The 24,842-nt window shown below is 70.7% G+C and carries 21 protein-coding genes; 9 read left to right on the top strand and 12 right to left on the bottom strand.

What is annotated here, in order from left to right:
• Positions 1-47: 47 nt before the first annotated feature.
• From ABEB09_RS00900 to ABEB09_RS00875, 5 genes are all read right to left on the bottom strand, one after another.
• Positions 48-926 carry a GNAT family N-acetyltransferase gene (locus ABEB09_RS00900; RefSeq protein ID WP_345686061.1) on the bottom strand — a complete coding sequence of 293 codons (879 nt, stop codon included), beginning with the start codon at positions 924-926 and terminating at the stop codon, positions 48-50.
• Between the two features lie 670 nt (positions 927-1,596).
• Positions 1,597-1,767, bottom strand: coding sequence for a transposase (locus ABEB09_RS00890; protein WP_380841758.1), 171 nt, complete (start codon positions 1,765-1,767; stop codon positions 1,597-1,599).
• Positions 1,768-1,953: 186 nt separating this feature from the next.
• Positions 1,954-2,436 carry an RDD family protein gene (locus ABEB09_RS00885; protein ID WP_345686057.1) on the bottom strand — a complete coding sequence of 161 codons (483 nt, stop codon included), beginning with the start codon at positions 2,434-2,436 and terminating at the stop codon, positions 1,954-1,956.
• A gap of 300 nt (positions 2,437-2,736) precedes the next feature.
• On the bottom strand, positions 2,737-3,039 hold the full coding sequence (locus ABEB09_RS00880) for a beta-ketoacyl synthase N-terminal-like domain-containing protein (protein WP_345686055.1): 303 nt from the start codon (positions 3,037-3,039) through the stop codon (positions 2,737-2,739).
• Between the two features lie 456 nt (positions 3,040-3,495).
• Positions 3,496-4,680, bottom strand: a complete 1,185-nt coding sequence (locus tag ABEB09_RS00875; RefSeq protein ID WP_345686053.1) for a hypothetical protein — start codon at positions 4,678-4,680, stop codon at positions 3,496-3,498.
• A 354-nt stretch (positions 4,681-5,034) separates the two neighbouring features.
• Between ABEB09_RS00875 and ABEB09_RS00870 the strand changes: the two genes are divergently transcribed.
• The 5 genes from ABEB09_RS00870 (at position 5,035) to ABEB09_RS00850 (ending at position 8,673) form a co-directional block, all read left to right on the top strand.
• A complete protein-coding gene (locus ABEB09_RS00870; RefSeq protein WP_345686051.1) occupies positions 5,035-5,328 on the top strand; it encodes a hypothetical protein in 294 nt (97 codons plus the stop codon).
• 208 nt (positions 5,329-5,536) lie between these two features.
• The gene (locus ABEB09_RS00865) at positions 5,537-5,707 is read left to right on the top strand and encodes a hypothetical protein (RefSeq protein WP_345686049.1); all 171 of its coding nucleotides are present in this window, start codon (positions 5,537-5,539) and stop codon (positions 5,705-5,707) included.
• Between the two features lie 434 nt (positions 5,708-6,141).
• Positions 6,142-6,681, top strand: coding sequence for a SigE family RNA polymerase sigma factor (locus tag ABEB09_RS00860; RefSeq protein ID WP_345686047.1), 540 nt, complete (start codon positions 6,142-6,144; stop codon positions 6,679-6,681).
• Positions 6,682-6,747: 66 nt separating this feature from the next.
• Positions 6,748-8,067, top strand: a complete 1,320-nt coding sequence (locus tag ABEB09_RS00855) for a hypothetical protein (protein ID WP_345686045.1) — start codon at positions 6,748-6,750, stop codon at positions 8,065-8,067.
• A 219-nt stretch (positions 8,068-8,286) separates the two neighbouring features.
• Positions 8,287-8,673 carry a hypothetical protein gene (locus ABEB09_RS00850; RefSeq protein ID WP_345686043.1) on the top strand — a complete coding sequence of 129 codons (387 nt, stop codon included), beginning with the start codon at positions 8,287-8,289 and terminating at the stop codon, positions 8,671-8,673.
• Between the two features lie 109 nt (positions 8,674-8,782).
• Here the strand turns inward: ABEB09_RS00850 and ABEB09_RS00845 are convergent, their stop codons facing one another.
• From ABEB09_RS00845 to ABEB09_RS00835, 3 genes are all read right to left on the bottom strand, one after another.
• Positions 8,783-9,787: a HEAT repeat domain-containing protein gene (locus tag ABEB09_RS00845; protein ID WP_345686041.1), complete on the bottom strand. Its 1,005-nt coding sequence runs from the start codon at positions 9,785-9,787 to the stop codon at positions 8,783-8,785.
• Positions 9,788-9,793: 6 nt separating this feature from the next.
• A complete protein-coding gene (locus ABEB09_RS00840) occupies positions 9,794-10,462 on the bottom strand; it encodes a HEAT repeat domain-containing protein (RefSeq protein ID WP_345686039.1) in 669 nt (222 codons plus the stop codon).
• A 99-nt stretch (positions 10,463-10,561) separates the two neighbouring features.
• A complete protein-coding gene (locus ABEB09_RS00835) occupies positions 10,562-13,900 on the bottom strand; it encodes an NACHT domain-containing protein (RefSeq protein ID WP_345686037.1) in 3,339 nt (1,112 codons plus the stop codon).
• Positions 13,901-14,100: 200 nt separating this feature from the next.
• Here ABEB09_RS00835 and ABEB09_RS00830 point away from each other — a divergent pair, with 200 nt between their 5' ends.
• Positions 14,101-14,295, top strand: a complete 195-nt coding sequence (locus ABEB09_RS00830; protein ID WP_345686035.1) for a hypothetical protein — start codon at positions 14,101-14,103, stop codon at positions 14,293-14,295.
• Positions 14,296-14,558: 263 nt separating this feature from the next.
• Here the strand turns inward: ABEB09_RS00830 and ABEB09_RS00825 are convergent, their stop codons facing one another.
• Together ABEB09_RS00825 and ABEB09_RS00820 are read right to left on the bottom strand one after the other, a co-directional pair.
• Positions 14,559-15,614 carry a glycosyltransferase family 2 protein gene (locus ABEB09_RS00825; protein ID WP_345686033.1) on the bottom strand — a complete coding sequence of 352 codons (1,056 nt, stop codon included), beginning with the start codon at positions 15,612-15,614 and terminating at the stop codon, positions 14,559-14,561.
• Positions 15,615-15,916: 302 nt separating this feature from the next.
• Positions 15,917-17,032 carry a hypothetical protein gene (locus tag ABEB09_RS00820; RefSeq protein WP_345686031.1) on the bottom strand — a complete coding sequence of 372 codons (1,116 nt, stop codon included), beginning with the start codon at positions 17,030-17,032 and terminating at the stop codon, positions 15,917-15,919.
• 550 nt (positions 17,033-17,582) lie between these two features.
• On the opposite strand from ABEB09_RS00820, the gene ABEB09_RS00815 reads away from it, so the two are divergent.
• The 3 genes from ABEB09_RS00815 to ABEB09_RS00805 all read left to right on the top strand — a co-directional run bounded on the left by ABEB09_RS00815 (position 17,583) and on the right by ABEB09_RS00805 (position 22,878).
• Complete coding sequence (locus tag ABEB09_RS00815) at positions 17,583-19,874, top strand: NHL domain-containing protein (protein ID WP_345686029.1); 2,292 nt, start codon at positions 17,583-17,585, stop codon at positions 19,872-19,874.
• Between the two features lie 748 nt (positions 19,875-20,622).
• Positions 20,623-21,369 (top strand): HAD family hydrolase, encoded by a 747-nt coding sequence (locus ABEB09_RS00810; protein WP_345686027.1) that lies wholly within the window; start codon positions 20,623-20,625, stop codon positions 21,367-21,369.
• 957 nt (positions 21,370-22,326) lie between these two features.
• Entirely contained in the window at positions 22,327-22,878 is a 552-nt protein-coding gene (locus tag ABEB09_RS00805) for a hypothetical protein (protein WP_345686025.1), read from the top strand.
• A gap of 455 nt (positions 22,879-23,333) precedes the next feature.
• Here the strand turns inward: ABEB09_RS00805 and ABEB09_RS00800 are convergent, their stop codons facing one another.
• Both ABEB09_RS00800 and ABEB09_RS00795 read right to left on the bottom strand, forming a co-directional pair.
• The gene (locus ABEB09_RS00800; RefSeq protein ID WP_345686023.1) at positions 23,334-24,077 is read right to left on the bottom strand and encodes an alpha/beta fold hydrolase; all 744 of its coding nucleotides are present in this window, start codon (positions 24,075-24,077) and stop codon (positions 23,334-23,336) included.
• A gap of 4 nt (positions 24,078-24,081) precedes the next feature.
• On the bottom strand, positions 24,082-24,699 hold the full coding sequence (locus tag ABEB09_RS00795; RefSeq protein WP_345686021.1) for a dihydrofolate reductase family protein: 618 nt from the start codon (positions 24,697-24,699) through the stop codon (positions 24,082-24,084).
• Between the last annotated feature and the right edge of the window lie 143 nt (positions 24,700-24,842).

The raw sequence follows: 24,842 nt of genomic DNA, 5'->3' as shown, positions 1-24,842 counted from the left end.
GACAGGCCGGGCGGGGTGATGCCCCGGTCCGGCCCGTCCGCTCTCTGCTAAAGGTCGAGCTGATGCTGGTGTGTCGTGTGCGTGGGTGTGTAGCCGAGACCGTCGTTGATCTGTCTCATGTGCGTGTTGCTGTCGGCGGTGTCGGTCAGGAGGCCACCGAGGTCCGGATAGTCCCTATGGGCCTGTCGGATCGACTCGGCCTTCATCCATCGGCCGAGACCGTGTCCACGGTGCTCGGGCAGCACACCGGTGCCGTAGTGCTGGCCGTCACCTGCACCGTTGCCGGGGACGACGAGTTCGGTGAACCCGGCGATCGAGCCGTTGGAGGTGTCGATGGCGACGACGGTGTGCAGGTGGTCGCCGCGCTGTTCGACGGCCTTCGCCGCGGCTCGCACGCGGTCCACGTCCCAGGTCACGGTGCCGCAGTCGGTGTCGTCCATGGGCATGTCGTCCATGGCGCGGCGTGAGGCGGCGAACGTCTGGGCGAGGTCGTCGGGGACGGTTCCCTGCCATGACGTCAGCCGGTAGCCGGGATGCGGACGCTCGATGATCTCGGTGAGGCCGGCGGTATCCACGTCAGCCAGTGGCAAGCGGGTGAACCTCAAGGTGAGGACCTTCCGGAAACCGCGCGCTGCCAGGAAGTGGTCGCCGGGCGATCCGGCTTCTGCCTGTGCGACGACGCAGCGTCGGGCGTTGTCCCGGGCGGTGGCCACGGCGGTGTCGAGGAGCCGGGAGCCGACGCCCTTGCGGCGCTCCGCGGGATGAACACGGAGGTCGAGCTCGGCCATGTGCTCCTGTCCGCCATCGAACAGGCGCAGAAAGGCCGTCCCGGCAGGGATGGAATCCGCGTCCGACGCCAACCAGGCAAGACGCCGGCCGTGCGGCCCGTGAGCGGGTTCGGTCAGTGGGGTGATGCGAAGGGACAAGGTGTCTCCGTCGTGAGGAGGTGGCAAAGGTCAGTACGCGAGCTCAACTCCTGGGCACTCCTGCGCATGTGCTCCACACCTCCTCGTCGACAGCGCCGGCCTGCACCAATGCAGGCGGCTGGGTGAACCTAGCTGGCCGATTGACTCCTGGGCAACGGGTTATCGAAAAGGCGGTGCGCGTGTGTGGTCACAGCCACTCGTTGATGGCCGCGACGAGGACGGTCGCCTCATGGCGGACCGCGAGCTTGTCGTATCTCGTGGTCGGCGCAGGTAGGCGCGGTTTCTGCAGGAGGCGTACGCCTTGTCCGCCCGCACGCGATCGGGGCGGACGCGTGGCCGGCCCGGCCCGACGCGGGCACACGAACCTTCTCCAGCACCGGTTCGAACTGCGGTGAGTCTCCACGCTGCCCGCCGTCACCACGATCGACATGGGCTTCTGCCCCTGCTCGACGGCCAGGTGCGGCTTGGTGGTGAACCCACCGCGCGAACGCCCCAGCCCGTGATCACAAGGCCGGTGAAGACACCACCCGGTGACTCCTTCTGCAGGTCACCCCGCTTCCGTGCCCCGGCCGCATGCTGATGGGCACGGCATGCCGTGGAGTCGACGCTCAGGTCCCATGTGATCGCACCCTTCGCGTCGGCCAGGGACTGGAGCTGGGTGAGGACCCGACTACCAGGTGCCATCCCGTTGCCACCGGCGGAACGGGGCGTAGATCCGGCCCCACGGCCCGTACTCGACAGGCACGTCCCGCCACGGAACACCGGTCCGGACACGGAACCGTATGCCGTCGATGAGCCGCCGCCGAGACCAGACAGGCGGCCGACCTGCCTTCACACCCATTGGCAACAACGGCTCCAGCGCCGCCCACTGATCCTCCGTGAGATGTCCGCGCGCCATGAACCAAGATCATTCACGCCTCAAGATCCACTTTCGACGCACGGCCTAGTTGGGGTCGTGTCGCATCCCGCCCGGCCGTCGAAGGCGGCGGTACCTCCGGGGGCCGCCGCCTTCGCCGTGACCCCGGCGCTACCCGCGCGGTGCGGCCAGGTCCTTGCGGCGGACATGGCGCAACCCGGCCAGGTCCGCGCTGTACAGGTCGCCGTCGTCGTTGTCCACGACCGTGCCGCGCGCCGGGGCGCTGCCGCGGCTGAAGTCCCGGAACACCGAGCGCAGCCAGTACCAGGGCTGGAGCGGCAACCAGCACAGGCCGGACAGCCAGCGACGCAGCGTGCGCCAGAAGCCGGGACGGGAGCCGTCCGTCGCGCGCACCACACGTATGCCCATGATCAGCTTGCCCACGCTCGCCCGCACCAGGACGGTCAGCACGACCTGGTTCAGGAACGAGGTCGCCAGCATGCCGCCGAGCGCCAGCAGCGGCTTGGACACCTGCTCGAAGGCCCCGCCGGAGGTGTCGTTCAGCCCCACCAGAAGGTACGGGACCCAGATCGCGAGGACCACGTCCAGCACGACGGCGAGCACGCGCCGCGCCTCTCCGGCGGGGGCAGGCACCCGCCGCGACGTGACCGACGCAGGGGGCTGCTGCCCGTACGGGGGCGCGTACGGCTGTCCGTACGGTGAGCCGTACCCGGATCCGTACCCCTGCGCAGGCGGCGGAGCCGGGTTTCCGTACTGCGGGGCGCCGTACGGCTGTGGTCCTTGAGGAGGATCGTTCCAAGTCCCCCGTGGCATGTTCATGGAGGAATCATGCCGCACGCCGCTGACCACCAGGTTGGCTGGTCAGCGTCTCCGCGGCCTCCGCCGGACCACAGGACGCCGCAGCCGCAGAGCGTCGGCTTCGGCGCACCACGCCTACAGCAGCAGCCGGTTGCCCACCTGCGCGTTGATCCCGAAGAACTCCGGCTCGTAGGCGTAGACGTCCTCGTCCGGGAAGCAGCCGTAGCGCAGCCGGGCCGCGACCTGGGCCGGAAGCCCGGACAACTCCGCCTGGTTCCACCGGTCGCCCGGCACCTCGCGCACTGTTTCCCGGCGCGTCATCAACAACAGCGATGCCAGGGAGCGACCTCGCCGGGAAACCGGCAGGCGGCTCCGACGACCGCGATCGGTTCGGCCCCCACTCGCTCCGGGCTGATCGACTCGGGATTGTGCCTGCATGGGAGGGGCCGTTCTGTGCCGCGAGGGGGCTGGAGGCGGCCCGGCTCCTCGCGCGCTGTGAGCCGGCCGCTGCGGAAGCCATTCTTCTGGTGCTTGCTCGTCGGTCTCGACTTCAGGACCGGCTGGGCAGACTGCCGTGGTGGATGCGGGCACGGATCACCGTGCTCTCGCGTGCGCCCCGACCCCGAGCCGGCGGGCCGGGCACGGCGGGTGAGTACCGGTACGGCTTCGACGAGGCCGGTCGCCCGCACCGCCATGTGGTCGAGCGCTGCCTCCACCGCCTGAGGCCACGGCCGCGGGATCACCGTCCTGCGGGGCCGTCCCGGCCCGGGCACCCGGATCGCATCCACGGACGTTCGTGGAGTCGAGCGGCACCAGCCAGTCGACTCACGTTCAACCGGTCCTTGGCAACCGCGTACGGGCGGATGGCCGCCTCCGTCGCGACGGCGACCGCCGCTACGACAGCCCTCCGGTAGCACTCACGTTCAGGATCCGACCGCGGACCGCGAAGTCCGAGGTGTCCTCGCTGCCCTCGGTGTCCGCCCACGTCAGGAAAGCCGTGGTGACGCCGTCGCCGGAGGTCGTAGCGGTGCGGAGCTGGAAGCGGTCCTTGGCGGAGCCGGTGTCGACCTGGGTCTCCTGGCCCGCCGACCCCGTGCCGTCGAAGAAGACCCTGGCCCGAACGGTGGGTGTGGTGGAGAACGTCTCGGCGCTCTTCTGCACCCAGGCGAGGAGGAACCGCTTGTCGGGCAGGAAGCTGAGTGCCGGGAACGCGGAGTTGATTCCGTCCGCATCGGTCGCGGAGACGCTGATGCTCGGGCCGGTGCCGTCCGACGCGAAGACGTTCGCCTCGACGACGCTCCTCTGGACACCGATGTCGCTTTCTCCTCGACTTCGCACGTGGGCGATGACGAATCGGCTGTCGCCGTCGATCGCGGCGAGGGCTTTCTCGTCGCTGAATCCGGATACGTTCGGGGTGATCTCACCGGTGACGGGATTCCCTGCAAGATCGAAGATACGCAGAGCGAGCCGGCCCCCGCCGGGAGGACTGGGGTCGGTCCGCCACGCCACGACGTAGTTGCCGTTGCCCAATGTCGCCGCCAGGGGCCCGCGATGGAATGCCTCGCTCGTGCTGACGGTGAACTCCGCTCCCTTCCGTGCCCCGTCGATGCCGAACCGCTGGGCCCTGATCCGTCGCGCCGGGTCCGCGTCCGCCCACGTGACCACGAATCCGCCGTCGACCATGCCCGCAACAGAGGGACGCTGCTTGGGGTCGACGTCAGTCGTGCTGACCTGGATCTCGGGCCCGGTCTTCCGGCCGTCGAGGTCGAATCTCTGCACTTTCACGTGGGGAGCGGGTCCCGGAGGCTGGAAGGCCTGCTCCACCCACGCGACCACGGGGCCACCTCCGCTTCCGGCGGCCGTCGGCAGCCGGCGGTCCGTGTTGTTCGGTGAGACGGCGGTGCCGTTGACGACGAATTCGGAACCGGAGCGGGATCCGTCCGTCTGGAAGATCTGTCCCTTGATCTCGGCGTTCCGGGCGTCGTTCCAGACGGCGAGGTAGTGGGTGCCGCGGAACGCGGCCACTGCGGGCTGGTGCTGGATGCCCGCCGTCGACGTGTTGACCAGGAATTCGCCCATGCGAGGGGCCTCCGAATGCTCACACGAAATGCTGTCGGCCTGTATGACCATCGGCGAGACCGGCCGCGCACTGTGTAGGCCAAAACGGCGACACTGCGGGGAATGCGCCGCTCGAAGTGTTCGGGCAGGCGTGTCTCACGGCGCGAGAAGGAGCGATGGGAGCGGCGCGCGTTCCCGCGTTGCGGCTCCGCACCCGCCGACCTCCCGCAGCGCTGTCCACCCTGGCACGTCCCCCTCAGACTGCGGCGCTCATCGACTCGCACCACGCGCCGCGTTCGTCGTGGGTCGCACAGCGAGGGGCCCCGCTGAGGCGCGGGGTACCGGGAATCCCCGCGGCTGCCTAACCTCTCCCGCATGGCCTATCTGCTGATCCGCCAGAAGTTCGCCGAGTACACCCGATGGCGCGAGGCGTTCGACTCCCTCGCCCAGCAGCGCGACGCCCTCGGCCTCGAAACGGTCGCCGTCACCACGAACACCTCCGACCCCTCCGAAGCGGTCGTCCTGTTCCGCTTCGACGACATCGAACAGCTGAGGAAGCACTTCCCGTCCCCCGAACTGAAGGAAGCCTGGCGACGCGGTGGCGTCATCGAGGGCAGCAACCAGGTGACCTTCCTCCAGGAGGTTGTCCCGCCCGCCGAAACGGGGTGACCGCGGACTGCCACAGCTCTGTGGAGGCTCCTGGGCCAGGGGGTGCGCCGTTCGTCCGGGCGGAGCGGCTCCCTATGATGATCGACGCCGAGGGACGCGGGACCTCCCATGGATCGTCGACGACGACACGCTGGGCCGGGGGGAGCGGCCCTGAACACGCGGGTGAACGACGTGCCGTCCGGCAGACGGACCAAGCACCCTGGCCAGAGTGGGGGCGGCCCTGGTCGCCCTCTGCTCACTCACCGCCGGATGCCTCCTCTCCGCGGCCGCGGACCTGCGTGTCGCCTGGGACACCCCCGCGGACCGCAAGGCCGAACCGCAGGGCGGCGGGGGCTGGCTGTCCGGCGGCACCTGGTCCGTAGCCGCTTCGACACGGTGAGCGGTACCACCTGCTCCTCCAGGACGGGAAACTCACCGGCCTCACCTGGCGCCGCGGCGGTCCGACCGCCTCCGTGTCCTCGACCCCGCCACGGCGAGCAGCGCGACGCCCGCACCTTCCCCGATGGCCTGGACTCCGTGGACAAGCTCTTCCAGTACACAAGGACCGGTTCATCGCCGCGCGCTACAAGGCGCATGCAACACCGTCCAAGCCCTTCACGGCCTACGAACGCCTCTGACCACCGATCGCGGTCCCGCCCGGAGTTCCGGCGACACCGCTCCGCGCTCACTCCGGAACCCGAGGCGCCGCGGGTGTACGCCCCGGCGTGGGTGACGGCCGCCTCGTAGGACGCCCATTCGGAATCCGGGTGAAACATTCTCCCGGTGTCACCGCGTCAGTGTGGTGAAGGACGACAGCGGTGCGAAGGGGAGGGCATGAGACGGTCCGCTACGGACGAGTTCGTCGAGTTCGCCGTCGGGCGGAGCGGGCATCTGTTCCGCTCGGCCTGTCTGCTCACCAGCGGCGACACTCACCTCGCCGAGGACCTGGTGCAGGAGACGCTGGGCCGCATGTACGCGCTGTGGGGGCGGACCGGTCTGTTCGGGCGGTCGGCCACCCGTATCGACAACCCGGCCGCGTACGCCCAGACCGTCCTCGTCCGTGTCTTCCTCACCCACCAGCGGCGCCGCTCGGCAGCGGAGCGGCCGGTGGGTGAGTTCCCGGACCGGCCCCACGCGCCCGGCTGGGGCGAGGGCGACCCGGAGCTGCGGGTCGCCCTGCTGGAGGCGCTGGCCGGGCTGGCGCCCAAGGACCGGGCGGTCATCGTCCTCCGGTACTGGGAGGACCGAAGTATCGAGGAGACCGCGAAGGTCCTGCAGGTCAGTCCCGGTGCCGTACGCACCCGGTCGGTGCGCGCACTGACCAGGCTCCGCGAGCGGCTCGGCGGCAGTTTCTCCGAGCTCGCCGCCCGCTGAGTCGTTCAGCTCACTTGTTCAGCTGTTCAGTACACCCATTTGCGTAGAGGAGAGACGAGGCTTCGCATGTCTGGAGACGAGAGGTTCGAGGAGGAGCTCGCCGTGGCCCTGCGCCGTACCGGTGACGGGTTCGGGCCGGGCGACGGCAGCGGGCTGGTCACGGGCGGCGTGGCCCGCGGACGGCGCCGTGTCGTACGGCGGCGGGTCGGTGCGGTGACCGGCGGTGCGCTGGCGCTCGCCCTGGTCGGCGTGGGCGGCGCGTACACGGCGGGCGCCCTCGGTGGCGGTGGTGGAGGTGACCGGGACCACGGGGGTGCCTCGGTCGCCGCCCCGCCGAAGCCGACGGGGCAGGCGGGGCCGGCGCGGCAGGCGGTCAGTGGCGAGAGGCTGCTCGCGCTCTTCAAGGGGATGCTCCCGAAGCCGGGTGAGCTGACGGACACCACCGCACGCGGTACCGAGGAGGGGCCCATGGTGTCGGGCGTCTTCGACGACGGCCGGGGCAAGGCGGCCGTCGGCATCGCCTTCTTCCACGCGGGGCCCGACGCCGCGGGCTTCACCCGGTGCCCGGACAGGGCGCTGAACGCCTACGACGCGTGCACCATGGAGCAACTGCCCGGCGGCGCGAGCCTGATGATCTACCAGGGCTACGAGTATCCGGACAAGCGCGAGGGCACGAAGAACTGGCGGGCGACGCTGCTCGACGACAGCGGGGTCGTCGTCGACCTCAACACGTGGAACGCCCCGGCGCAGAAGGGCGCCCCCGTCTCCCGGCCGAACCCGCCGTTCAACCCGGCCCAGATGAGGGCGATCGTCACCGCGAAGGCGTGGAAGGCCGTCGTGGCCGCCATACCGGACCCGGCGGACCTCAAGGGTGCCCCCGGTGCCTCGGGCACGGATACGGGGGAGGGCAGGGACAAGTCCCGCGCGGGAGCTCCCGCGCGGGAGAAGGCGTACAAGTTCAACACTGCCGGCGTTCGGCCGCTGTTCATGTCCCTGCTGCCCAAGGGGCTCACCGTCACCGACAAGGGCGGGGACGGCGAGTGGGCGTACGCGGTCGTCGACGACGGCCGGGGCGGAAGCTTCGTCCAGGTCAACGCCCAGCCCGACATGAGCGATGTCGAGACCGAACTGTTCCCGGAGGGCTCGTACACCACCCTGCCCGACGGCACCAAGGTGCGGGCGCGGCAGCAGCCCGGTGAGAAGGGCGGCAAGGACGTGGTGTGGTGGAGCGTGGACACCATGCGCCCCGACGGCTACCGGGTCGTGGTGTCCGCCTTCAACACCCCCGCCCAGCACCAGGACGCCAGCCGCCCCGAGCCGGCGCTCTCCATGGAGCAGCTGACCGCCATCGCCACCAGCGAGAAGTGGCTGAAGCTCAAGAAGTGACGTGAGGCCCGGTGTCCGCTTCCCGTTCGGCTGCTGGGAGTGGTGGCAGCAGCCCCCCACCCAGCGCGTACGGGAAGCGCACCTCGGGCCCGAACGCCGCCCGCCTGCGAGGCCCAGCCCACGCGGATCATCCCAACGCCCGCCTCGGCCTCCCCGGCCGGGGCGTCCCGGTAATGCTCGAGGTGTCCGGGAAACGTGGGAGCGTGCGACGATCGTGTTGTGCAGGCCCTTGATCCCTTCTTCGGCCGGCGTCTGCTGATCGAGTCGCTGGCCGTGTTGGCGGCTGATGCCCAGGCGCAGGTGGACTGGCTCGTCAGGCATGGCGTGATGGCGGACGAGATCGCCTTGGACTTCGATCACGCCTTTCGCGTGGCCGAGGCAATGATGGCCGAGGGCCGACTCGCCAGTGGAGTGATGGCTGACCTGCAAGAGATCGACGTGACCTTCAGCAGGATGAGCGGTGGCGAGAGTGCTGATCGGTGGACAAGGAATGCGCTGTCCACCGATGACGGATGGGCGCTTGCACGGCGTCTGGCCCGCCGGGTTCTCCTTGCGGAGCTGGGTGAATGGCGGCAGCCCCTTCCGGGGATCACTGTTGTCCGGTGACGGCCCTCCCCATGGTCGGTTCGTCGCGGCTCCCGTCCGGTCGCCCGGGGCCGGGTCGGGACCAGCGGGCGCCGGTGCCCCCGCCGCACCACACCCCCGGAGAGACCCACTACCGTGCGTCGCGTATCCCGAGAACGTACGCCGCGGTGAGCGCGACGGCGCGGTCCTCGTCATGTGACAGATCCGAGAGGGCACGTGACGCCGTGGCTCCCGGGATGTCCGCGAGCGCCTGTGTCAGCCGTAGACGCGCAGACGGTTCCAAGGTGCCGTGGGCGAGGCAGCCGACGAGCCCGGTGGCGATCTGATCCGCCAACGGGGGACGACTCGCCAGCGTGCTCAGTGCGTCGGCCGCGTCGGCGTCGTTCGCCTCCTCGACGATCATGTCGATGAGCGTCGGGACCGCGTCGGCCACGCCACGTGCCCCGAGCGCCAGCGCCGCACACCGGCGGACCACGATGTCGGGGTTCGCGAGGGCGTCCTGCAGCAGGGCGGTCGCCTCGTCGTGCGCGATCTCGGCGATGGACTGCACGGCACGTTTCCGTACGTCGGCCACGGGTGACCCGAGCCCCTCCGCCAGCAGCGGCAGTGCGCCATCGCCCGAGTGCGCCAAAGCCCAACGGAGGGCTCCGGCGACGATCGGGTCCGGCTCGCTCAACGCTGCCTCGACCAGCGCTTCCACCGGCACCGGAACCTCTTGGACCGAGGACAGGGCCGCGCGTTGACGCTTCCCGGCACTCTCCGACCCCAACCCCTGGAGCAGCGCGACGACTTGGAGGACGCCCTCCCAGTCGGCGGGTCCCGCGGCACCGATACGGCGGAGCCGCGTGAGCAACTCCATCTCAGCCGCAACGCGTTCTCGCGTCTGGCGGATGAGGTCGTCGACGAGCTCCGAGGGCTTGAAGCCGGGGTCGTCCAGCGCGCATCCGACTTCACGCAGCGACAGCCCCAACGACCGCAGGCTCTCGATATGGAAGATCCGCCGGATGTCCTCGCTGGAGTACTCCCGATAGCCGCCGTCGGTACGACCCGTCGGCCGCACCAGGCCGAGCGAGTCGTAATGCCGGAGCATGCGGGCGCTGATCCCGCAGCGTCGTGCCACCTCACCGATCAACACTGCCCATCACTCCTCCTGGCCGGTCCTGCCGAGGGCTACGACACGCTTCGCCTCCTCGATCGCGAACTCGAATCCGGCGTCCGGGTCGCGCAACAGCCGTTCCGTGGCGATGGCGTGCGTGCGCACGCGAGGGTCGAGATCCTTCATCGCAGCGTGCAGAATCGGCAGGATCATCTCACCGAGCGCGATCAGCGCCCGGCTCAGGCTCAGTTGCGTCTCGCGTTCGCCGCGCCCGAGCTGCGTCGACAGCACTGCCGCCAGCTCGGGCTCTTCCCCTTCGGGCACGAGCACGACCGCTGCCCGCCAAGCGCTGCGTGCCACCTCGTCGTCGGCGTCGGACAGAAGCGACCGCGTGATCGCCGGCCACGCCCGCCGATCCCCGATCTTGGACAACGTGTGCAACGCCTGACTTCGTGCCTGCGCACGCTCCGAGCGGACTTCGTCGAGAAGCTTGGGGACCGTCATGGCGGCCGAGTGGCGGGTGAGTGCCCACGTCAGCATTTCCCGCACATAGAATTCGGGTTCGATCGCGCATCTTTCGACGAGCTTGTCGATGAACCCGGGGTCGGGCGTCGTGCCGACCGCCATCGCCGCCCGCAGCCGCACTGACGAGCGGCCGTCCTCCAGCCCCTGGAGCGCTCGTGTCGTATCCGTGTCCTGTGTCGGCATGGTCATCGGAACCACCTCCTTGGCTGCAGTGAAGACCTTGTCACTGTGTCAAGGTCAAGCGGCGGGGGCACGCCGCGCGCACGCGCCGACGAGGTCACCGGCGCGTCAGCGGGGACGGCTGTTGTTCTGGGCCCGTTGGCCCATCCCCTCCCAGAAGCGCCGCAGTTCGGCGACGTCGGTGCGTCGCTGCCACGGCGCCTGGGGACGGAAGGGGGAACGCGACAGCAGGGTGGACTGCGTCCGGCAGAAGGCCTCGCTCAGCTCGACGCGGTGGCCGTCGAGCCCCTTGGGCGGGTACGGGCACAGCTCGAAGCCGCAGTCGTCGCGGCAGTTCGAACCGGCTTGCGAGGCAGCGCTACGGACCACGGTACGGCTCGGGTCGAGCGGGTCGCGGTCCCTGGTCAGGCAGGGCGGCAGATCCGGCCGTGCGGTGTGCTGGAGGCGCCGGAGCCGGTCCTTGGGCCAGTCGCCCCGCTCGGCGAGGTTGAGCAGCAGGAGGACGTCCGCGAGGAGCTGCTGGGCGCGCGGGTGCAGGGAACTCCAGCCGGTGGAGGGCGGGATCCAGAGGTGGTGCTTGCGCGCCTCGCCCCGAGGGGCCGTCTGCGAGCCGACCTGGGCGGCGACGCCGGACTCGTCGATCCACAGGAACCGCTCGGGCTGCCGGGTCTGCAGGGCCCACACGCAGAGTTCGGCCGCCGCCTCCACGAACGGGTGCTGCTCCTCGCCGTCGGGGAGGGCGAGCCACTGGCGGACCTGCTCCACCGGGTCGGTGCCCTGTCCGTTCGCCGGGCGCGTCGCCGTTCCCCCGTCGGGCAGGTCCCAGAGGGTGAGCGCGTGGAGCAGCGTCAGCCGGGTGAACCAGAACCGGGTGCGCTTGAGCATGTCCCACGCCTGCCCGCTGAGGTACGCGCGGGCCTCCGGGCGGGCGTGCGGATGGCGGTGGCGGCGGTTCGCCGCGTACTTGAAGCCCTGCGCGAGGGCGACCTCCACGGTGAGGTCGAGGGCCGGGGCGCCGGACGAGCCGCCGGACGACCCGTCGGACGAGCCGACCCGGCGCACCCAGCCCTCCAGGTACTCGTACGGCGTGTTCTGGTGGCGGTGCGTCGACACGGAGCCCACCAGCAGCGGGACGAGCCACGCACACATGGTGTTGTCGCGCCACTGCTGCTCCGCGCCCTCCCGCTCCCGCTCCTCGCGGCCGCGCTCCTCGCGGCGCTGCCGCTCACGTTCCCTCAGCTCCCATCTGCCGACGGCACCACCGCCTTCCGCCAGGAGGCGTCTGCGGTGCTCCTCCTCCGCGACGGTCTCCGGCTGCTGGCCCTCCCACAGCTGCTCCATCCAGTCCGGGTCGCGCTCCAGCCGCTGGTCCTGGGCGTACTGCGGCCCGCGCAGCCGGGCCTGGAGGGCCGTGAAGGCGTTGTCGCCGCCCGCCCCGATCTCCTGCGCCACGGCGACGCGGATGGGATACGAGGGCTCCAGGCGCGCGATCTCGAAGAGTTCCAGGTAGGCGGGCTGGAGGGTGCGCCTGCGGGCGACGCCGCGCATGGCCTCGCCGAAACGGGACACAAGCAGCGCCTTGGCCACACGCAGGGTGTGCGGGTCCCGGGCGCGCAGGTCGGGCCAGGCCGTGGCCAGCCGCATGGCGATCAGGTGCTGTTGCGGTTCGGCGTCGACGCTGTCGATCTCCAGAGCCGCCGCGTACAGCTCCAGTGCCTTGGCGTGCAGCGTGCGCCCGAAGAGCCGCTGAGCGTCGGGGGTCCGCCTCTCGGCGGAGTGGCTGTCGGCGTGCCGGACCATCTGCGCCTGGCGGGCGGCTTGGACCAGGAGATCGCGTGCAGCGGCCACGGGGCACCACGCCTCCCCGTCGCCGTGTGCCTCCTCGTGGACGCAGGACCCCTCGGGCGTACGGGAGTGGAGCACCATGGCGATCAGCAGTTCCCGCCCCGGCTTCTCCAGCGCCGCGGGGAAGTAGGAGCCGGCCCTCGGTTCCGGGGGGATGTCCGGATGGATGACGGCGTTCATGAACCGGGCGCCGAGGTGCGCCTGGATCACGGTGTGCTGGAACCGGACCCGGTCGCCGCCGAGCTCCACCAGCCCCATCCGGGCACCCCAGTGGGCGGCCAGACGGATGTCCAGCCGGCTGCCCTCGACCCTGCGTACCAGCTCGCGGAGGATCTCGGGGTAGCGGGGGTGTGTCGGGTTCTGCTCGTCGACCACGTCGGTGAAGCGCACCTCACAGGAGTCGATTGCGAGTCCGACGCACGCGAGCGCCGACAGGTAGTGGACGGTGGCCCTCCGCTCGTCCTGGCCGAGCGGGAGCTCCGGCCGGAAGCGCCCGCTGATCAGAGCGGCGATCCAGGTGTCCAGCAGGTGGTACCGCAGCGCCGCCCGGTCTCCGCCGCGCGTCTCGACGGCCTCCTCCTCCGAGTGGGCGCTGAGGGCGCGTTCCAGCAGGCCCTCGTCGTGGAGTTCGCTCGCGATCTGCAGGTACGTGGGCGCCTCGGCGATGCCGGCCTTCTCGACGATCCAGTCCAGGCGCTGCCGGTCCTCCCAGACACTGCCGGAGGAGATGTACTCGAGCGCGGCCTCCTCGCTCAGCGGTTCCAGATCGGTCAGGGACGCCTCCATGCCCCTGAGCGAGTCGTGGGGCCGTGAGGTGATGATCAGCGGCAGCCGTTCGTCGTTGGCCCGGCGGATGGCCAGCCGGATGATGGTGTCGCGCTCCTCGGCCAGCTCCTCACCGGTCAGCGCCTCCTCCAGACCGTCGGCGAGGACGACGATCCGACCCTGCTGGCAGAGCCTCCGCCACGCCTTTTCCGCCTCGGCGTCGGAGCGGATGTGCCCCTGCACCTCCCGGGCGAAGCGTTCGAACGCCATCCTCCGGAAATCCAGGTCCTTCTCGGCACCGCGGAGCCGCAGCGGCACAGGGAGGGCGTTGCGCCGGGCGAGCTGCTCCGTGAGCAGGACGAGCAGCGCCGTCTTCCCCGTACCGACGCCACCGACCACCACGTGCGTACGGCGGAACCGGCGGTCGCGCTGGTCCTCCATGAGGACCTCGCACAACTGGTCGCGGCCCACGACCTTGCCGAAGATGCCGCCGGCCGTCTCCACGAGCTCGTGCGGCTCCTCCCGGGCCTTCTTGAGGTAGGCCCTGCGCACCCGGGTGAACCGCAAGGAGAGGTAGGCGACGGTCGCGAGGGCGAGGGTGAGGAACGGAAAGAGGACCGTCTGGAGGATGCCGCAGGCCAGCCCGTTCTTGTCGCAGTGCTCGTCGGCCTCGGTGAGGAGGGTCCGGCCGTCCTGTCCCTGGACGAGGGTGACCAGAGCCATGACGGCCAGGAACAGCAGGACCAGGGTGCCCAGGAACGCGGCGATGAGCAGGAGGACGTACCCCCCGCCCTTGCCGGCCCGCCACGGGCGGGCGTGCCGGTGCCCTTGTTGCATCAGCCGGCGCGATGGTCCCCTTCCGATGTTCACCCTGTGACTGATTCCGTGTCAGCGGCACGGCCGCACGGCCCTTCACCCGGACGGCGCAGCGGGACCGGCCCACCGGAGCCGTCCGCGGCCGAGCCGGGTGCCGGGTGCCGAGTTCCCGGGGCGGGCCTGGGGCTGGTGCTTCTGCCTGGTGTGCACGATCGATGGGTGTGGTGAGCACGGTGTCGGCGCGCATCCCGACGCCGAGGACGCCGTGTTCGTGCCGTCCGTGGTCCTCGGCGACGATGCCCGGCTCGGCGCCGTCCGCCAACAAGTACTACGCCGAGGGCGTCGGCTTCATCCGCGAGGTGATGGTCGGGGGCGGCACGGACGAGCTCGACCGGGTCGGCGTCGGCAAGCCCTGACGGGCCTGCCCCGGGTGGTCCGGCGACGACGGCCCGGTCGGCACGGCCGACCTGGCGCCGGGCGGACAGTACGGCGCGGGCCGGCGGCGGGGCACGAGTTTGCTCAGCGACACCCCGGCCATGAGCAGGGTGGTCGCGGCCACCACGGTGGCGAGTGCCTGGAATCCGTCCCGCCGCGCTGCGAGCGCGGACGATCCCCCGATCCCCAGTACACCGGCCACCGGAATTCCTCCGTACACGGATCTCCTTTCCCGGCCGTGCGTTCACGTGGCGCACCAGCGCTCTTCCCGGCGCCGGGCCATGTCCCACAGGGAACGTACGTAAACGGCGTGCTGGAACATGTCGTACGCGAGTTCTACGACGAGGCTGCCGGCGAGTATCTGGGCCCGCCGGCCGGCGCCGCGCGCCGTCACCACTTTCTCGGCGACGAATACCATCCCGATGGCCATCCAGAAACGGGAGAATTGCGGCCGTCCCCTGGCGAGCATCCAGGCGGTGAACACCAGATAGAGGCTGAGGAAAACCACCGAGAGGCCCATGAACGACTGGCGGACGATATACGGTGCGGTGACCCGCGTCCAGCCGTAATCACGCAAATTCTCCAGCGCCCCGCGCTGCCATCGGAGCCGCTGGTGCCAGAGTTTGGGAATGGACGTCATGACTTCGGTGACCACACCGCACCCCGGCGGCGAGACCGTGCGATAGCCGAGGGTGCGGACGGCCTTGGTCATCTCGTCGTCCTCGGTGAGCGAGGCGAGGGAGTAGTAGGACGCCCCGCCGCCGATACGGCCGGCGAGCCGGGCCTCCTTGACCTCGCGCAGCGTGGTCACCCGGAAGAGCGTGGCGGTGCCGGTGAGCACATCGGCGCGAAAGTCCCGGCGGGCGATCTCCCGGGCGTAGCGGTGGAATTCGATGCGCTGGAGCGCCCCGAGCAGGCCGCCGCCGGGCTCGCCGTAGAAGATCCCGCCGACGGCGCCGACCCCGCCCACCGCGGCGGCGTTCCCTTCCATCGCCTCCGTGGCGCTGGAGAGGAACGTCGGCCACAGGGTGGTGTCGGCGTCCTGGACGAGCACCAGGTCCTCGTCGGACAGTCCGGGCAGGGCCCGATCCAAGGCCTGGTTCAGCGCACCGGCCTTCTTGTGCCGGTTGTCCTCGGAGACGATGACCTCCGCGCCGGCGCGGAGGGCGATGTCGGCGGTCGCGTCGGTGCAGTTGTCGGCGACCACCACGACGCGGTCGGGAGGCCGGTGCTGCCGGCGCAGCGCCGCGATGGACGCGGCGATGCGCTCGGCCTCGTTGTGCGCGGGTATCAGCGCCACGATCCGCGACGGCCGCCCGCCGGTCCCGGCGCCGGGCGCCTTTCCGGGCCCCTGCCCGCCGGTCCCGGACGCGGGCGCCGCCCCGGGCCCCCGCCCGCCGGTCCCTGGCCCGGGCGCCGCCCCAGGCGCCCGCCCGCCGGTTCCGGACCCGGGAGCCGCCCCGGTCCCGGGACCGTGCACGGTCGGCCGAAGGCCGCGGCGGCGCGGGCCGATGCGGCTCGGGCCCGGGCGGGCGAGGGCCATACGGGCGATGGCCAGGGCGATACGGGCCACGTGCCTGATGCGTCGCACGGGCCGGCCGGTCACGCGCCGGTGAGCGGCAGGATGGTGACCGTGGCGTGCCCGGTGGCGAAGACGGGGCTGCCCACCTCGAAGGCGACCGTCGCGGTCCCCGGGGTGGCGTCGTGGTCCACGCCCATCGCCGGGTACACGGACGCCCACTTCTCGGGCGCCAGCTCCAGCGGGAAGGCCGGGCAGGTCAGGGTGCGGTTGCCGTTCGAGCGCTCGGCCGCGACCGGGGTCTCCGTCGGATCGTCCTCCTGACGGGTCATCACGAGCCGGTCCTCCATGAAGTAGAGGCCCTCGGGAGCCGTGAAGACCACCCGGTGCGTCCCGATCCGGCGGTTGCCGGCATTGGTCAGGGTGAGCACGACCGGGAACTGCCAGATCTGCCCCTGCCTGACCTTCGTCTGCTCCGGCTTGCGCTGCGCGACGGTGAGCAGGGTGCTGCCGCCGCCGGAGCCCTCCAGCCGGACATGCGCGAGCTGCATGCCGCTGTGGCCGTCGGGGTCGGCGCCCAGTTCGGGGTGGAGCCCGGCCCGGCCGGGGTTGGCGAACCGTACCGTCACCTGCTGCCGGCCCTCCGGTACCCGGAAGGACAGCCGGCGCTTGCGCCAGGCGGGGGCGTTGATCCGGTCGTCGCTGTGGGACGCCTTGCCGCCCTTGCCGGAGTAGTACTGGACGTAGTCCTCGCACAGCAGCTGCCGGCCGTCGGACTCGACCTCGACCCGCAGGTACGTGGGGCGGCCGGTGTCGTGGCCGGGCCAGACGTTGTAGCCGTGGTAGAAGGACAGCTCGTAGGCCTGGCCGCCGGTGACCGGGACGGTCTGCTCGATGAAGCCGAGCGTGCTGCTGCCGTTCATGTCGAGGAAGTTCTCGGTGCTGGCGAACGGGTGGTCGCCGTCCTCGGGGAAGTGGCCGTCCGCGGCGCCGTTGATGAGGTCGACGGCGTCCTGCGCCTCCGCCGGATACTCGGTCTTGCCGTGCCCGGTGTACTTCCCCCACGTCCAGCCGGCCAGGCTGAGGAACTGATCACCGTTGTGGCGGCCGGCGGCCATCACGCCGCGGTTACCGGTTCCCCACTGGGCCCGTTGCTTGAACGTGTACTCGGAGAAGCCGCCGTTCCTGACGAGATTCATGATCGACCCCATTCACCGGAATGATTGATTCCCGAATCAGTGATGCTCGGCTGCGAGAGCTGGCGAAATCGAACGTCTGTTGCCGCGTCAAACTGCTTCCCCGCCCGTATTTCGCTGCGCTGGATCGGCATCGTATTACCGTGCCGACCCCGCTCGGGTCGACTGCACCGCGCATCGATCTGGGGCAAGAGCGTCGATCGGGCCGTTCGCAGAAACGTGCAATCGGCGATTTTCCGCAGTGCGACGGTGCGGTGTCGGCGGACGGAAACCCGCGGGGGACCGGCTTTCCGGGGTGGCGAGCGAGATGATTTTCGGCCGCCCGCCGAGCCCGGGCCTTTGTCCGAAGGGCGCGGTAAATCTCGCCGTGGAAGAACGGTAATCTCGACCATCCCGCCGGATCACCCCTTGGTTCTCTCCAGAACGAGACATGCATGGTGCATGGGTCCGGTCGAAGGGCCATGAATTTCGCGCAAGTGTTCCATGACTTCCGGCTGAGGCGGTGTGCCGCCCGTGTGCGGCGGCACGCCATGTTCGGACAGGAGAACCAGCGATGACCACGACTGCTTCCGCGCAGGCGGCGTCCTTCCCCGCCGGCACGATCATCACGACGGCGGGCAACGGCCAGGCGGGCTTCGTCGCCGATGGCGGCCCCGCGATCGGCACCAAGCTGCACTACCCCTACGGCACGGCGATCGACCGCGCCGGGAACATCTACATCGCCGACTCCCACAACCACCGGGTCCGGAAGATCACGCCTGACGGGAACATCACCACCGTGGCGGGCACCGGCACCGCCGGGTTCGTCTCCGACGGCGGCCCCGCCGTCGCCACCCGACTCCACTACCCGACCGGTGTGGCCGTGGACGCCGCGGGCAACCTCTACATCGCCGACCGGCACAACCACCGCATCCGCAAGGTCACCACCAACGGCATCATCACCACCGTGGCCGGCAACGGGAACGCCGGGTTCATCTCCGACGGCGGCCCCGCCGTCGCCACCCCGCTCAACTACCCCTGGTCGGTGGCCGTCGACGAGGAGGGCAACCTCTACATCGGCGACACCAACAACCACCGGGTCCGCAAGGTCGCGACCAACGGCAACATCATCACCGTGGCGGGCAACGGGAACGCGGGGTTCGTCTCCGACGGCGGCCCCGCCGTCGCCACCCCGCTCTACCACCCCTTCGAGGTGACCGTGGACGCGGCGGGCGCCCTCTACATCGCCGACCGCTACAACCACCGGGTCCGCAAGGTCAGCACGAACGGCATCATCACCACCGTCGCCGGCACCGGCACGGCCGGCTATGTCGCCGACGGCGGCCCCGCCGTCGCCACCCACCTCCACTACCCGGCCGGTGTGGCCGTGGACAAGGAGGGCAACCTCTACATCGCGGACACCAACAACCACCGGGTCCGCAAGGTCTCGGCCGGTGGGATCATCACCACCGTGGCGGGCACCGGCACGGCCGGCTATGTCGCGGACGGCGGGCCGGCGGCCGGCACCCGCGTCTACTACCCCCACGGGGTGGCCGTCGACGGCAGCGGGAGCCTGTACATCGGCGACGGCTACAACCACCGCGTCCGCCGGGTCTACGGCGTCACCGCCGTCGTCCCCCCGACGCCCCCCATGGCCGACCTGTACGGCGAGATCGTCGCGCCGGCGTCCGTGCCGCGCGGCCAGGAGTTCGACCTCGGCGCGCGGATCAGGAGCCGCGGCCCGGCCACGGTCGACGGCATGCTGATCACCGTGGTGCTGAACCTGCCCTACGGTCTGGTCGACGCCTCGGGCGGCACCGACCGCCGGCTCTCCCGCACCTTCGCCGGCTCCCAGCTCGTCCCCTTCAGCGCCTCCCTGGACGGCGTCTTCCGGGTCAAGGCGCCCGAGTCCACCAAGCCGGGCACCTACGAGGCCACCCTGGAGATCCAGTACGGCGGCGATCTCAACCTCAAGGACAACACCTTCACCCTGCCGGTCACGATCACCGTGCCCGCACCGGTCGCCGACGAGACCGCGCTGACGGTCTTCCAGGAGGTCGTGCCCGAGAGCGCCCCCGGCCAGACCAGCCGCTGCAACCTGCGCTTCCTCGCGCCCACCGGCCAGCCGGTCAACCCCGGCGTGATCATCCAGCGCTACACCGCCCCGACCGGCTTCGTCTTCACCGGCCAGCCGGTCTTCGCCTACCACGGCACGATCGACGGCGTCGTCTCCGGCCCCCTCGACCACGAGGTGTACGACTCCGGGCGCACCCTGATCATCCGCGCGAACCCGCACCTGAACACCACGGCCGGCGACACCGGCAGCCTCGTCTACACCATCCCGATGCGCGCCCAGCAGGACGCGACGGCCGGCCTGAAGAGCGACGGCTCCGCCAGCATCGGCAAGCGCACGCCGGTACAGCTCGTCGGCAAGGTCATCGCCGCGACGACGGGGCTGTCCGCCCGCATCACCCAGTCGCGGCCGGAGAACGCCCGGGTGCGGCCCGGCCAGCAGTGGGTGTACCCGGCGGTGTTCACGATCACCAACACCGGGCAGAGCACCATCGGCGCCCAGCGGCTCGTGCTCACCGCCCCTGAGGGGATGCGGTTCACCCAGGACCAGCTGGCGATGTCCCGGGAGGGCGAGATGCAGGAGATCGTGAGCGTCGGGGAGCGGTCCAACGGCAACCGCACCCTGACCTGCCAGGACGTCCGGTTCGACCTGGCCCGTGGCAAGTGGGCCGTCGTCTACCCCGAGATGGAGGTCGACGAGGGCGCCGAGCCGGGCACCGTGCGGGTCGGCATCGAGCTGGGCGCCCCCGCTTTCGCATCGGCCCTCGCCACGATCACCATCGAACCGCGCTGAGCGCCCGGCGCGTGAAGGGCCCCGCAAACCAGCGGGGCCCTTCACGGGCCGGCCCGACGGCCTGGCGGCTTGGCCGACCGGATGCGTTTGCTGTGCGCGGGCGGGTGTCGGGGTGGCCAGGGTGCCGGCTGAGCCCGTGTCCGTAGGCGCTGGGCGACGTCATGAGCAACATGTCGGCTCCCAAGGGCGCGATACCCAAGGGCATGCGGACACCGCGCGGCGGAAAGTGAGTTGAGCGGCGAGAACGAGGTGCACTCGCCGCCCGAGCATGGGTACCCGCAGGCGGTCGCCGGACCGGTCCCATGGGGGCCGGGTACGGTGCCGTCTGCGGGGCACCGTGCGACCGCCTCGCCGCCAGGCCCCTGGCGCGCGTGCCGGGTGGGCCACGTAGGCGCGGCGGTGCCGGTCCCGGCCCGCTCGAAAACAGCCCCTCCGGGAAGCGGAGGCCGCGAGCCAACCGTCGCTGCCTGAGCGGCGGGTGGTCGGCGCGCAGTATCGATTTTCCCCCCGATGCAAACGCGTCGCGACGAAGCAGAGTGAACGATCCGTCGCCCCAATGGGAGTTCGCGTCGCATCGACTCAACCGCTTCGACCAGCCCTCATACGTCTGCCACGGCAGCCGGCCCGTCGCCACGTCCAGCCCCCGGCTCGCTTCGCGACTCGCTGGCCAGCCTCAACGCGCAGTTTTCTGCCCGATGTCGGGCAGAAAACTGGAAGTTCCGTACTTCCACTCCTAGAGTGGCCGTTCGTGATCATCAGCCTGCTCCGGCGATCGCCGAGCGGGCCACTTGTGCGCCATCCCGAGGCGGAAGGGGACACCCGTGCGCTCGCTACCCCCGGCACGGAGGCCGTGGTCTTCGACTGCGACGGCCTTCTGGTCAATGCCGAAGACTGCTGGACGGTGGCCGAAACAGCGATCTTCGCGGCACACGGCCGGCCCTTCGGCCCCGCACAGAAGGCCCTGGTCATCGGTCGGTCGCTGGAAGCTGCGGGGGAGGCCATGGCCCAGTACTTCGAACGTCCCACCGCAGGTGCGGAACTCGCCGCCGAACTCCTCGAGCGCGTCCGCGGGGAGTTGGCCCGGGGCGCCACGGCGCTTGAGGGTGCGGTGGAGCTGGTGCGCGCCTGCCGGGCGAGGGTTCCTGTGGCCGTCGCCAGCAACAGCCCGCGCGAACTGTTGGACACGGCATTGGGCTCGGCCGGCCTTCTCGACTACTTCACCTGCTCGTTCGCAGCCGACGAGGTGCCCTTTCCCAAGCCCGCTCCGGACCTCTACCTGACGGCGTGCGCTGCACTGGGCGTGGCTCCGGAACGCTCCGTCGCCTTCGAGGACTCAGCCACGGGCATCGCCTCCGCGCGTGCCGCGGGGCTCTACGTGGCCGTCGTGCCGTCCCTCCCCGGACCCGACCTGGACCATGACTGGCTGGGCGCCACTCTGGCGGAACCGGAACTACTGGACTGGGCTGGAGGGTTGGGCCGCGCCAGCGTCCGCTGATCCACCTTGGCCGGTCCTGCCGGCACGGTCCCGCGCACCTCGTGGGACACCATCGCACCGCCCTCGCCCCCAAGCCGGAGACCACGCGGGGGGTTCCTCAAACGGCAGGCCGAGGACACCGACGGCCGGAGCGCCTGTTGCGGCGTACCCGTTGGACGCCTGAGTGAGCACGTCCGCGCTGTGGTTGACACTGTCATCGCCTTCCACCACGCCATGGGCGGCCGCCCAGGCTGACTGGCAGTGGAAGTCGCCCACTCCACCCCGGCCGGCTCCCTCGTCCCTGACGGTGTGGTGCTCCTGACCGACGGCTCCCGCGCGTTTGTGGAGACCGACCGCCATCCTCAGCTTCACCGCCCTGGCGTCGATGTTGTCGAGGCTGCGCTATCGCGCAGACACGGCACCGAGTGCTGCGGAGGGACACTGGCGTCGCGATGCTGCGGATCCCCACGACCCCTTACGACGGCACACACGCGCCATCGCCCCGCGCAACGCCGACTTGGAGCAACCGGCCGGCAGCGATCCGCGGTCCGTAGCTCAGCGGGGGAGTCCAGGCGTGACGGCATGCGGCTCCGGCGCCGCGAGCACCCGCACCGGCACCGGTACCGAACGCTTCACCGCACCAGCCGCCGGTCCGCGGTCGCCGGAGACGGGCCATCGGTGTGGGCGGTCACGTGCATCGAACCAACTGGGAGGCGACAACCAATGGTTGCGATCGAAATGACTCTCTTGTCAAGTCGAGCCAGAGGGACAAGTGAAGTGCCATTCAGTGAACATTGGAACCATTCGCATATGCTCATCGTCCCATGAACCGAGTTCCCAACTGCCCTCAAATCCTGTGATGGGCAGAGCAGTTGCAACAGCGCCACCCCGATCGGACCGGGCACCCACCGCCAGTCCATAGCCGTCGGAGAGGCCCCCTTCTGGCGGGTCGAGCTGAAGGCGGGCCAGAAGCTGACCGTGAAGGCAGGCGTGGACATCCCGGACGACTTCCCCACCTCCGTCACCACCGGGTGGGGCGTTACCGTCTACAACGCCCAGCGCGAGGAGACGCAGTGCAATGAGGACAACGACGTGACGGAGCTCTTGGCGGGCAGGACCGGGCACATCGAGCGGGTCTGCGGGCCCTGGGAGATCACCGACCAGGCCGCGGGGAGCTCCGACTCCAAGGGCTACGACGTGCCCGGCACGTACTACATTCAGGCGCAGGTCGCCGAGCCGAAGGATGAGGCGAAGGGCATCGTCGTACCGATCTCGCTGACTGTGGACATCTCCGGCACACCGCGCGCCGGAAACAGCCCAATGTTCTACTTCGGTGACGACGCCGCCCAGATCCCCTCGTCCTCCGGCGCGAACGCCACCGGCGGCCAGGGTGCGACCGGCTCGGCGGCGGCCCCCGAGGACGACGACTCGCTCGTCGCCAAGTTCGCCGTACCGGCCGGCATCGGGGCTGCGGTCCTCGTCATCGGTGGCGTCACCTTCTCCGCCCTCAGGCGCCGCAGGGCGGCCTGACACCGCTGGCGCAGCCCCCTGACTGGAACGAGAGGGCTGGCGAAGACAACGGGCCGTCGCAAAGCTCAGAGCCTCCTGAGCGGGGGAGCTGAGAGCAACAGCGGCATCGCCGGCGCCATCACCGTCGGCGGAGACGGCGACACCGTCTCCGCCGCCGGCACGCCGCCAGGGTCGAACACATGCCCGGAGAATGGGGCCGAGCACGCGGGCGGCCTGCTTCTGGTGTGCGTGCTCCGTAGTCAGTGTCGCGGCGTCGAGGGCCATCGGCGCAGGACCACGCACGAGCACAGGGCAGGCCGCATCCGGCTCACCTTGCCCCGTCACTGCGTGGATCGAGAGAAGCATCCTGGACGACCTCGGGTTGGAATCGTGCCGATCGCGGGTGCACGGGCGGGATCGAACCTCCGACCTCCACTGCTATGTGCAGGCCGGACACGGGCGGCACCCGCCGTCCTCTATCCGAGCGTGAGCATGGCTTCGGTGATCTCGCCGACCGCTGCATCGGGGATCGCGGTGGCGGCCTCCTCGAGGACGAGCAGCCGTGCCCCGAAGATCTCGCGCGCGATCGCCTCGCCGTTGCCGACGGGGAAGAACCGGTTGCGGCGGCCGTGGATGACGAGCGTGGGGACCTCGATCTCGGGCAGGCGCTCCCGCCAGCGGGGTGTGCAGTCGAGTCGGGAGAAGACCAAGCCCATCTGGTTGGCCATCTGGATGGTGGGTGTGGTGCCGGGCGTGCGGTCCCAGATGCGCGCGGCGGTTGCGCGCGCGGCGACGGGGTCGTCGCCGAGGATTTCCGCGCCGGCGGCGGCGAACTGCGCGACCGCCTCGCGGTCGGTCCAATCGGGCATCGGACGCGCGAACAGCTGGCTCATCGTCGCCCGGTCATGGTCGGGAAGGTCATCGTCGGGCGGGCCGGGGGCAACCGCGCGGGTGTTGACCAGGGTGAGCGCCGAGAACGCGCCCGGATGGTCGAGTACGGCCACCTGGGCGACCATCCCGCCGACGCCGATCCCCGCCAGGTGCGCATGCCCCCCGCCGAGCGCGTCTGCAAGGGCCGCCGCGTCGTCGGCGAGGCGCGCGCCCAGGGCGTCGGGCCAGGAGAGCATCGTGGTCCCGCCCGCGAGCAGGACGAGCGGCGCGTCGTCGTCACCGATCGACTCGATGCCCAAGGCGATCTTCTTGGCGTTGACAGTGGTCATCGGATCACCGGGAGACGTCGTAGGTCAGGTGGGTCGCGGTCGATGTCGGGATCACGCTCCGCTGCACCAGCGTGCGCGGGGCTTCGCCGGTGAACAGTGGTGTCCCGGCGCCCAGCACGACGGGTGCGAGGTGCAGCGTCAGAGCGTCGACCAGTCCGGCCTCCAGCGCCGAGCCGATCGTGGCACCGCCGCCCATGAGGATGACGTCGAGGTCCTTGCCGCTGTCCGACGACGCCGCCTCGGCTCGCTCGCGTGCGGTGGCGATGGCGTCGGGCAGACCGGTGGTGACGAACGTCCAGTCGAGGTCGGTGAGCCGCACCGACTCCGGCGGCGAGCTCGTCACGACGACGAACGCGGGCCTGCCGACTTCGCCGGCGCCGTAGCCGCAGGTGTCGTCCCAGCCTTTCGGCCCGTCGACCACGTCGAACAGGTGGCGGCCGAGGACGACGGCGCCCGAGCGGGCGGTCCCCTCGCGCAGGACCCGCCGGTCGTCGGGGTCGTCGGAGAACGCCCACGTGTGCAGGGCCTCGCCGCCGGTGCCCAGACCGTTGTCCGGGCTGGGGTCGGGCCCGGTGACGTAGCCGTCGAGAGAGATCGAGATGTCGGCGATGATCCGAGTCATGCCAGGGCAGACCCGCCGTTCCGTCCGAACTCATCGCTCACGCATGAAGCGTGTGGCACCCGAGGGCTACCAGATCCCCACCGCCCCTCGGCGGGTGCGCGACGCCATCCGCTGGAGCCCCGGCCGGTTCGGGACCCCGTACT

The sequence above is a fragment of the Streptomyces coeruleoprunus genome (assembly GCF_039542925.1).
GTDB classification, from domain to species: domain Bacteria; phylum Actinomycetota; class Actinomycetes; order Streptomycetales; family Streptomycetaceae; genus Streptomyces; species Streptomyces coeruleoprunus.
The sequence above is the reverse complement of the archived record's forward strand: the minus strand, read 5'-3'. Positions and strand labels throughout refer to the sequence as shown.

Coding starts and splice junctions, on each gene's coding strand:
- ABEB09_RS00840 (WP_345686039.1), bottom strand. CDS start 10,462: ATGACCATGCCGACACAGGACACGGATACGACACGAGCGCTCCAGGGG.
- ABEB09_RS00860 (WP_345686047.1), top strand. CDS start 6,142: ATGAGACGGTCCGCTACGGACGAGTTCGTCGAGTTCGCCGTCGGGCGG.
- ABEB09_RS00815 (WP_345686029.1), top strand. CDS start 17,583: ATGACCACGACTGCTTCCGCGCAGGCGGCGTCCTTCCCCGCCGGCACG.
- ABEB09_RS00795 (WP_345686021.1), bottom strand. CDS start 24,699: ATGACTCGGATCATCGCCGACATCTCGATCTCTCTCGACGGCTACGTC.
- ABEB09_RS00870 (WP_345686051.1), top strand. CDS start 5,035: ATGGCCTATCTGCTGATCCGCCAGAAGTTCGCCGAGTACACCCGATGG.
- ABEB09_RS00820 (WP_345686031.1), bottom strand. CDS start 17,032: ATGAATCTCGTCAGGAACGGCGGCTTCTCCGAGTACACGTTCAAGCAA.
- ABEB09_RS00800 (WP_345686023.1), bottom strand. CDS start 24,077: ATGACCACTGTCAACGCCAAGAAGATCGCCTTGGGCATCGAGTCGATC.
- ABEB09_RS00880 (WP_345686055.1), bottom strand. CDS start 3,039: ATGCAGGCACAATCCCGAGTCGATCAGCCCGGAGCGAGTGGGGGCCGA.
- ABEB09_RS00890 (WP_380841758.1), bottom strand. CDS start 1,767: ATGGGTGTGAAGGCAGGTCGGCCGCCTGTCTGGTCTCGGCGGCGGCTC.
- ABEB09_RS00855 (WP_345686045.1), top strand. CDS start 6,748: ATGTCTGGAGACGAGAGGTTCGAGGAGGAGCTCGCCGTGGCCCTGCGC.
- ABEB09_RS00875 (WP_345686053.1), bottom strand. CDS start 4,680: ATGGGCGAATTCCTGGTCAACACGTCGACGGCGGGCATCCAGCACCAG.
- ABEB09_RS00835 (WP_345686037.1), bottom strand. CDS start 13,900: ATGCAACAAGGGCACCGGCACGCCCGCCCGTGGCGGGCCGGCAAGGGC.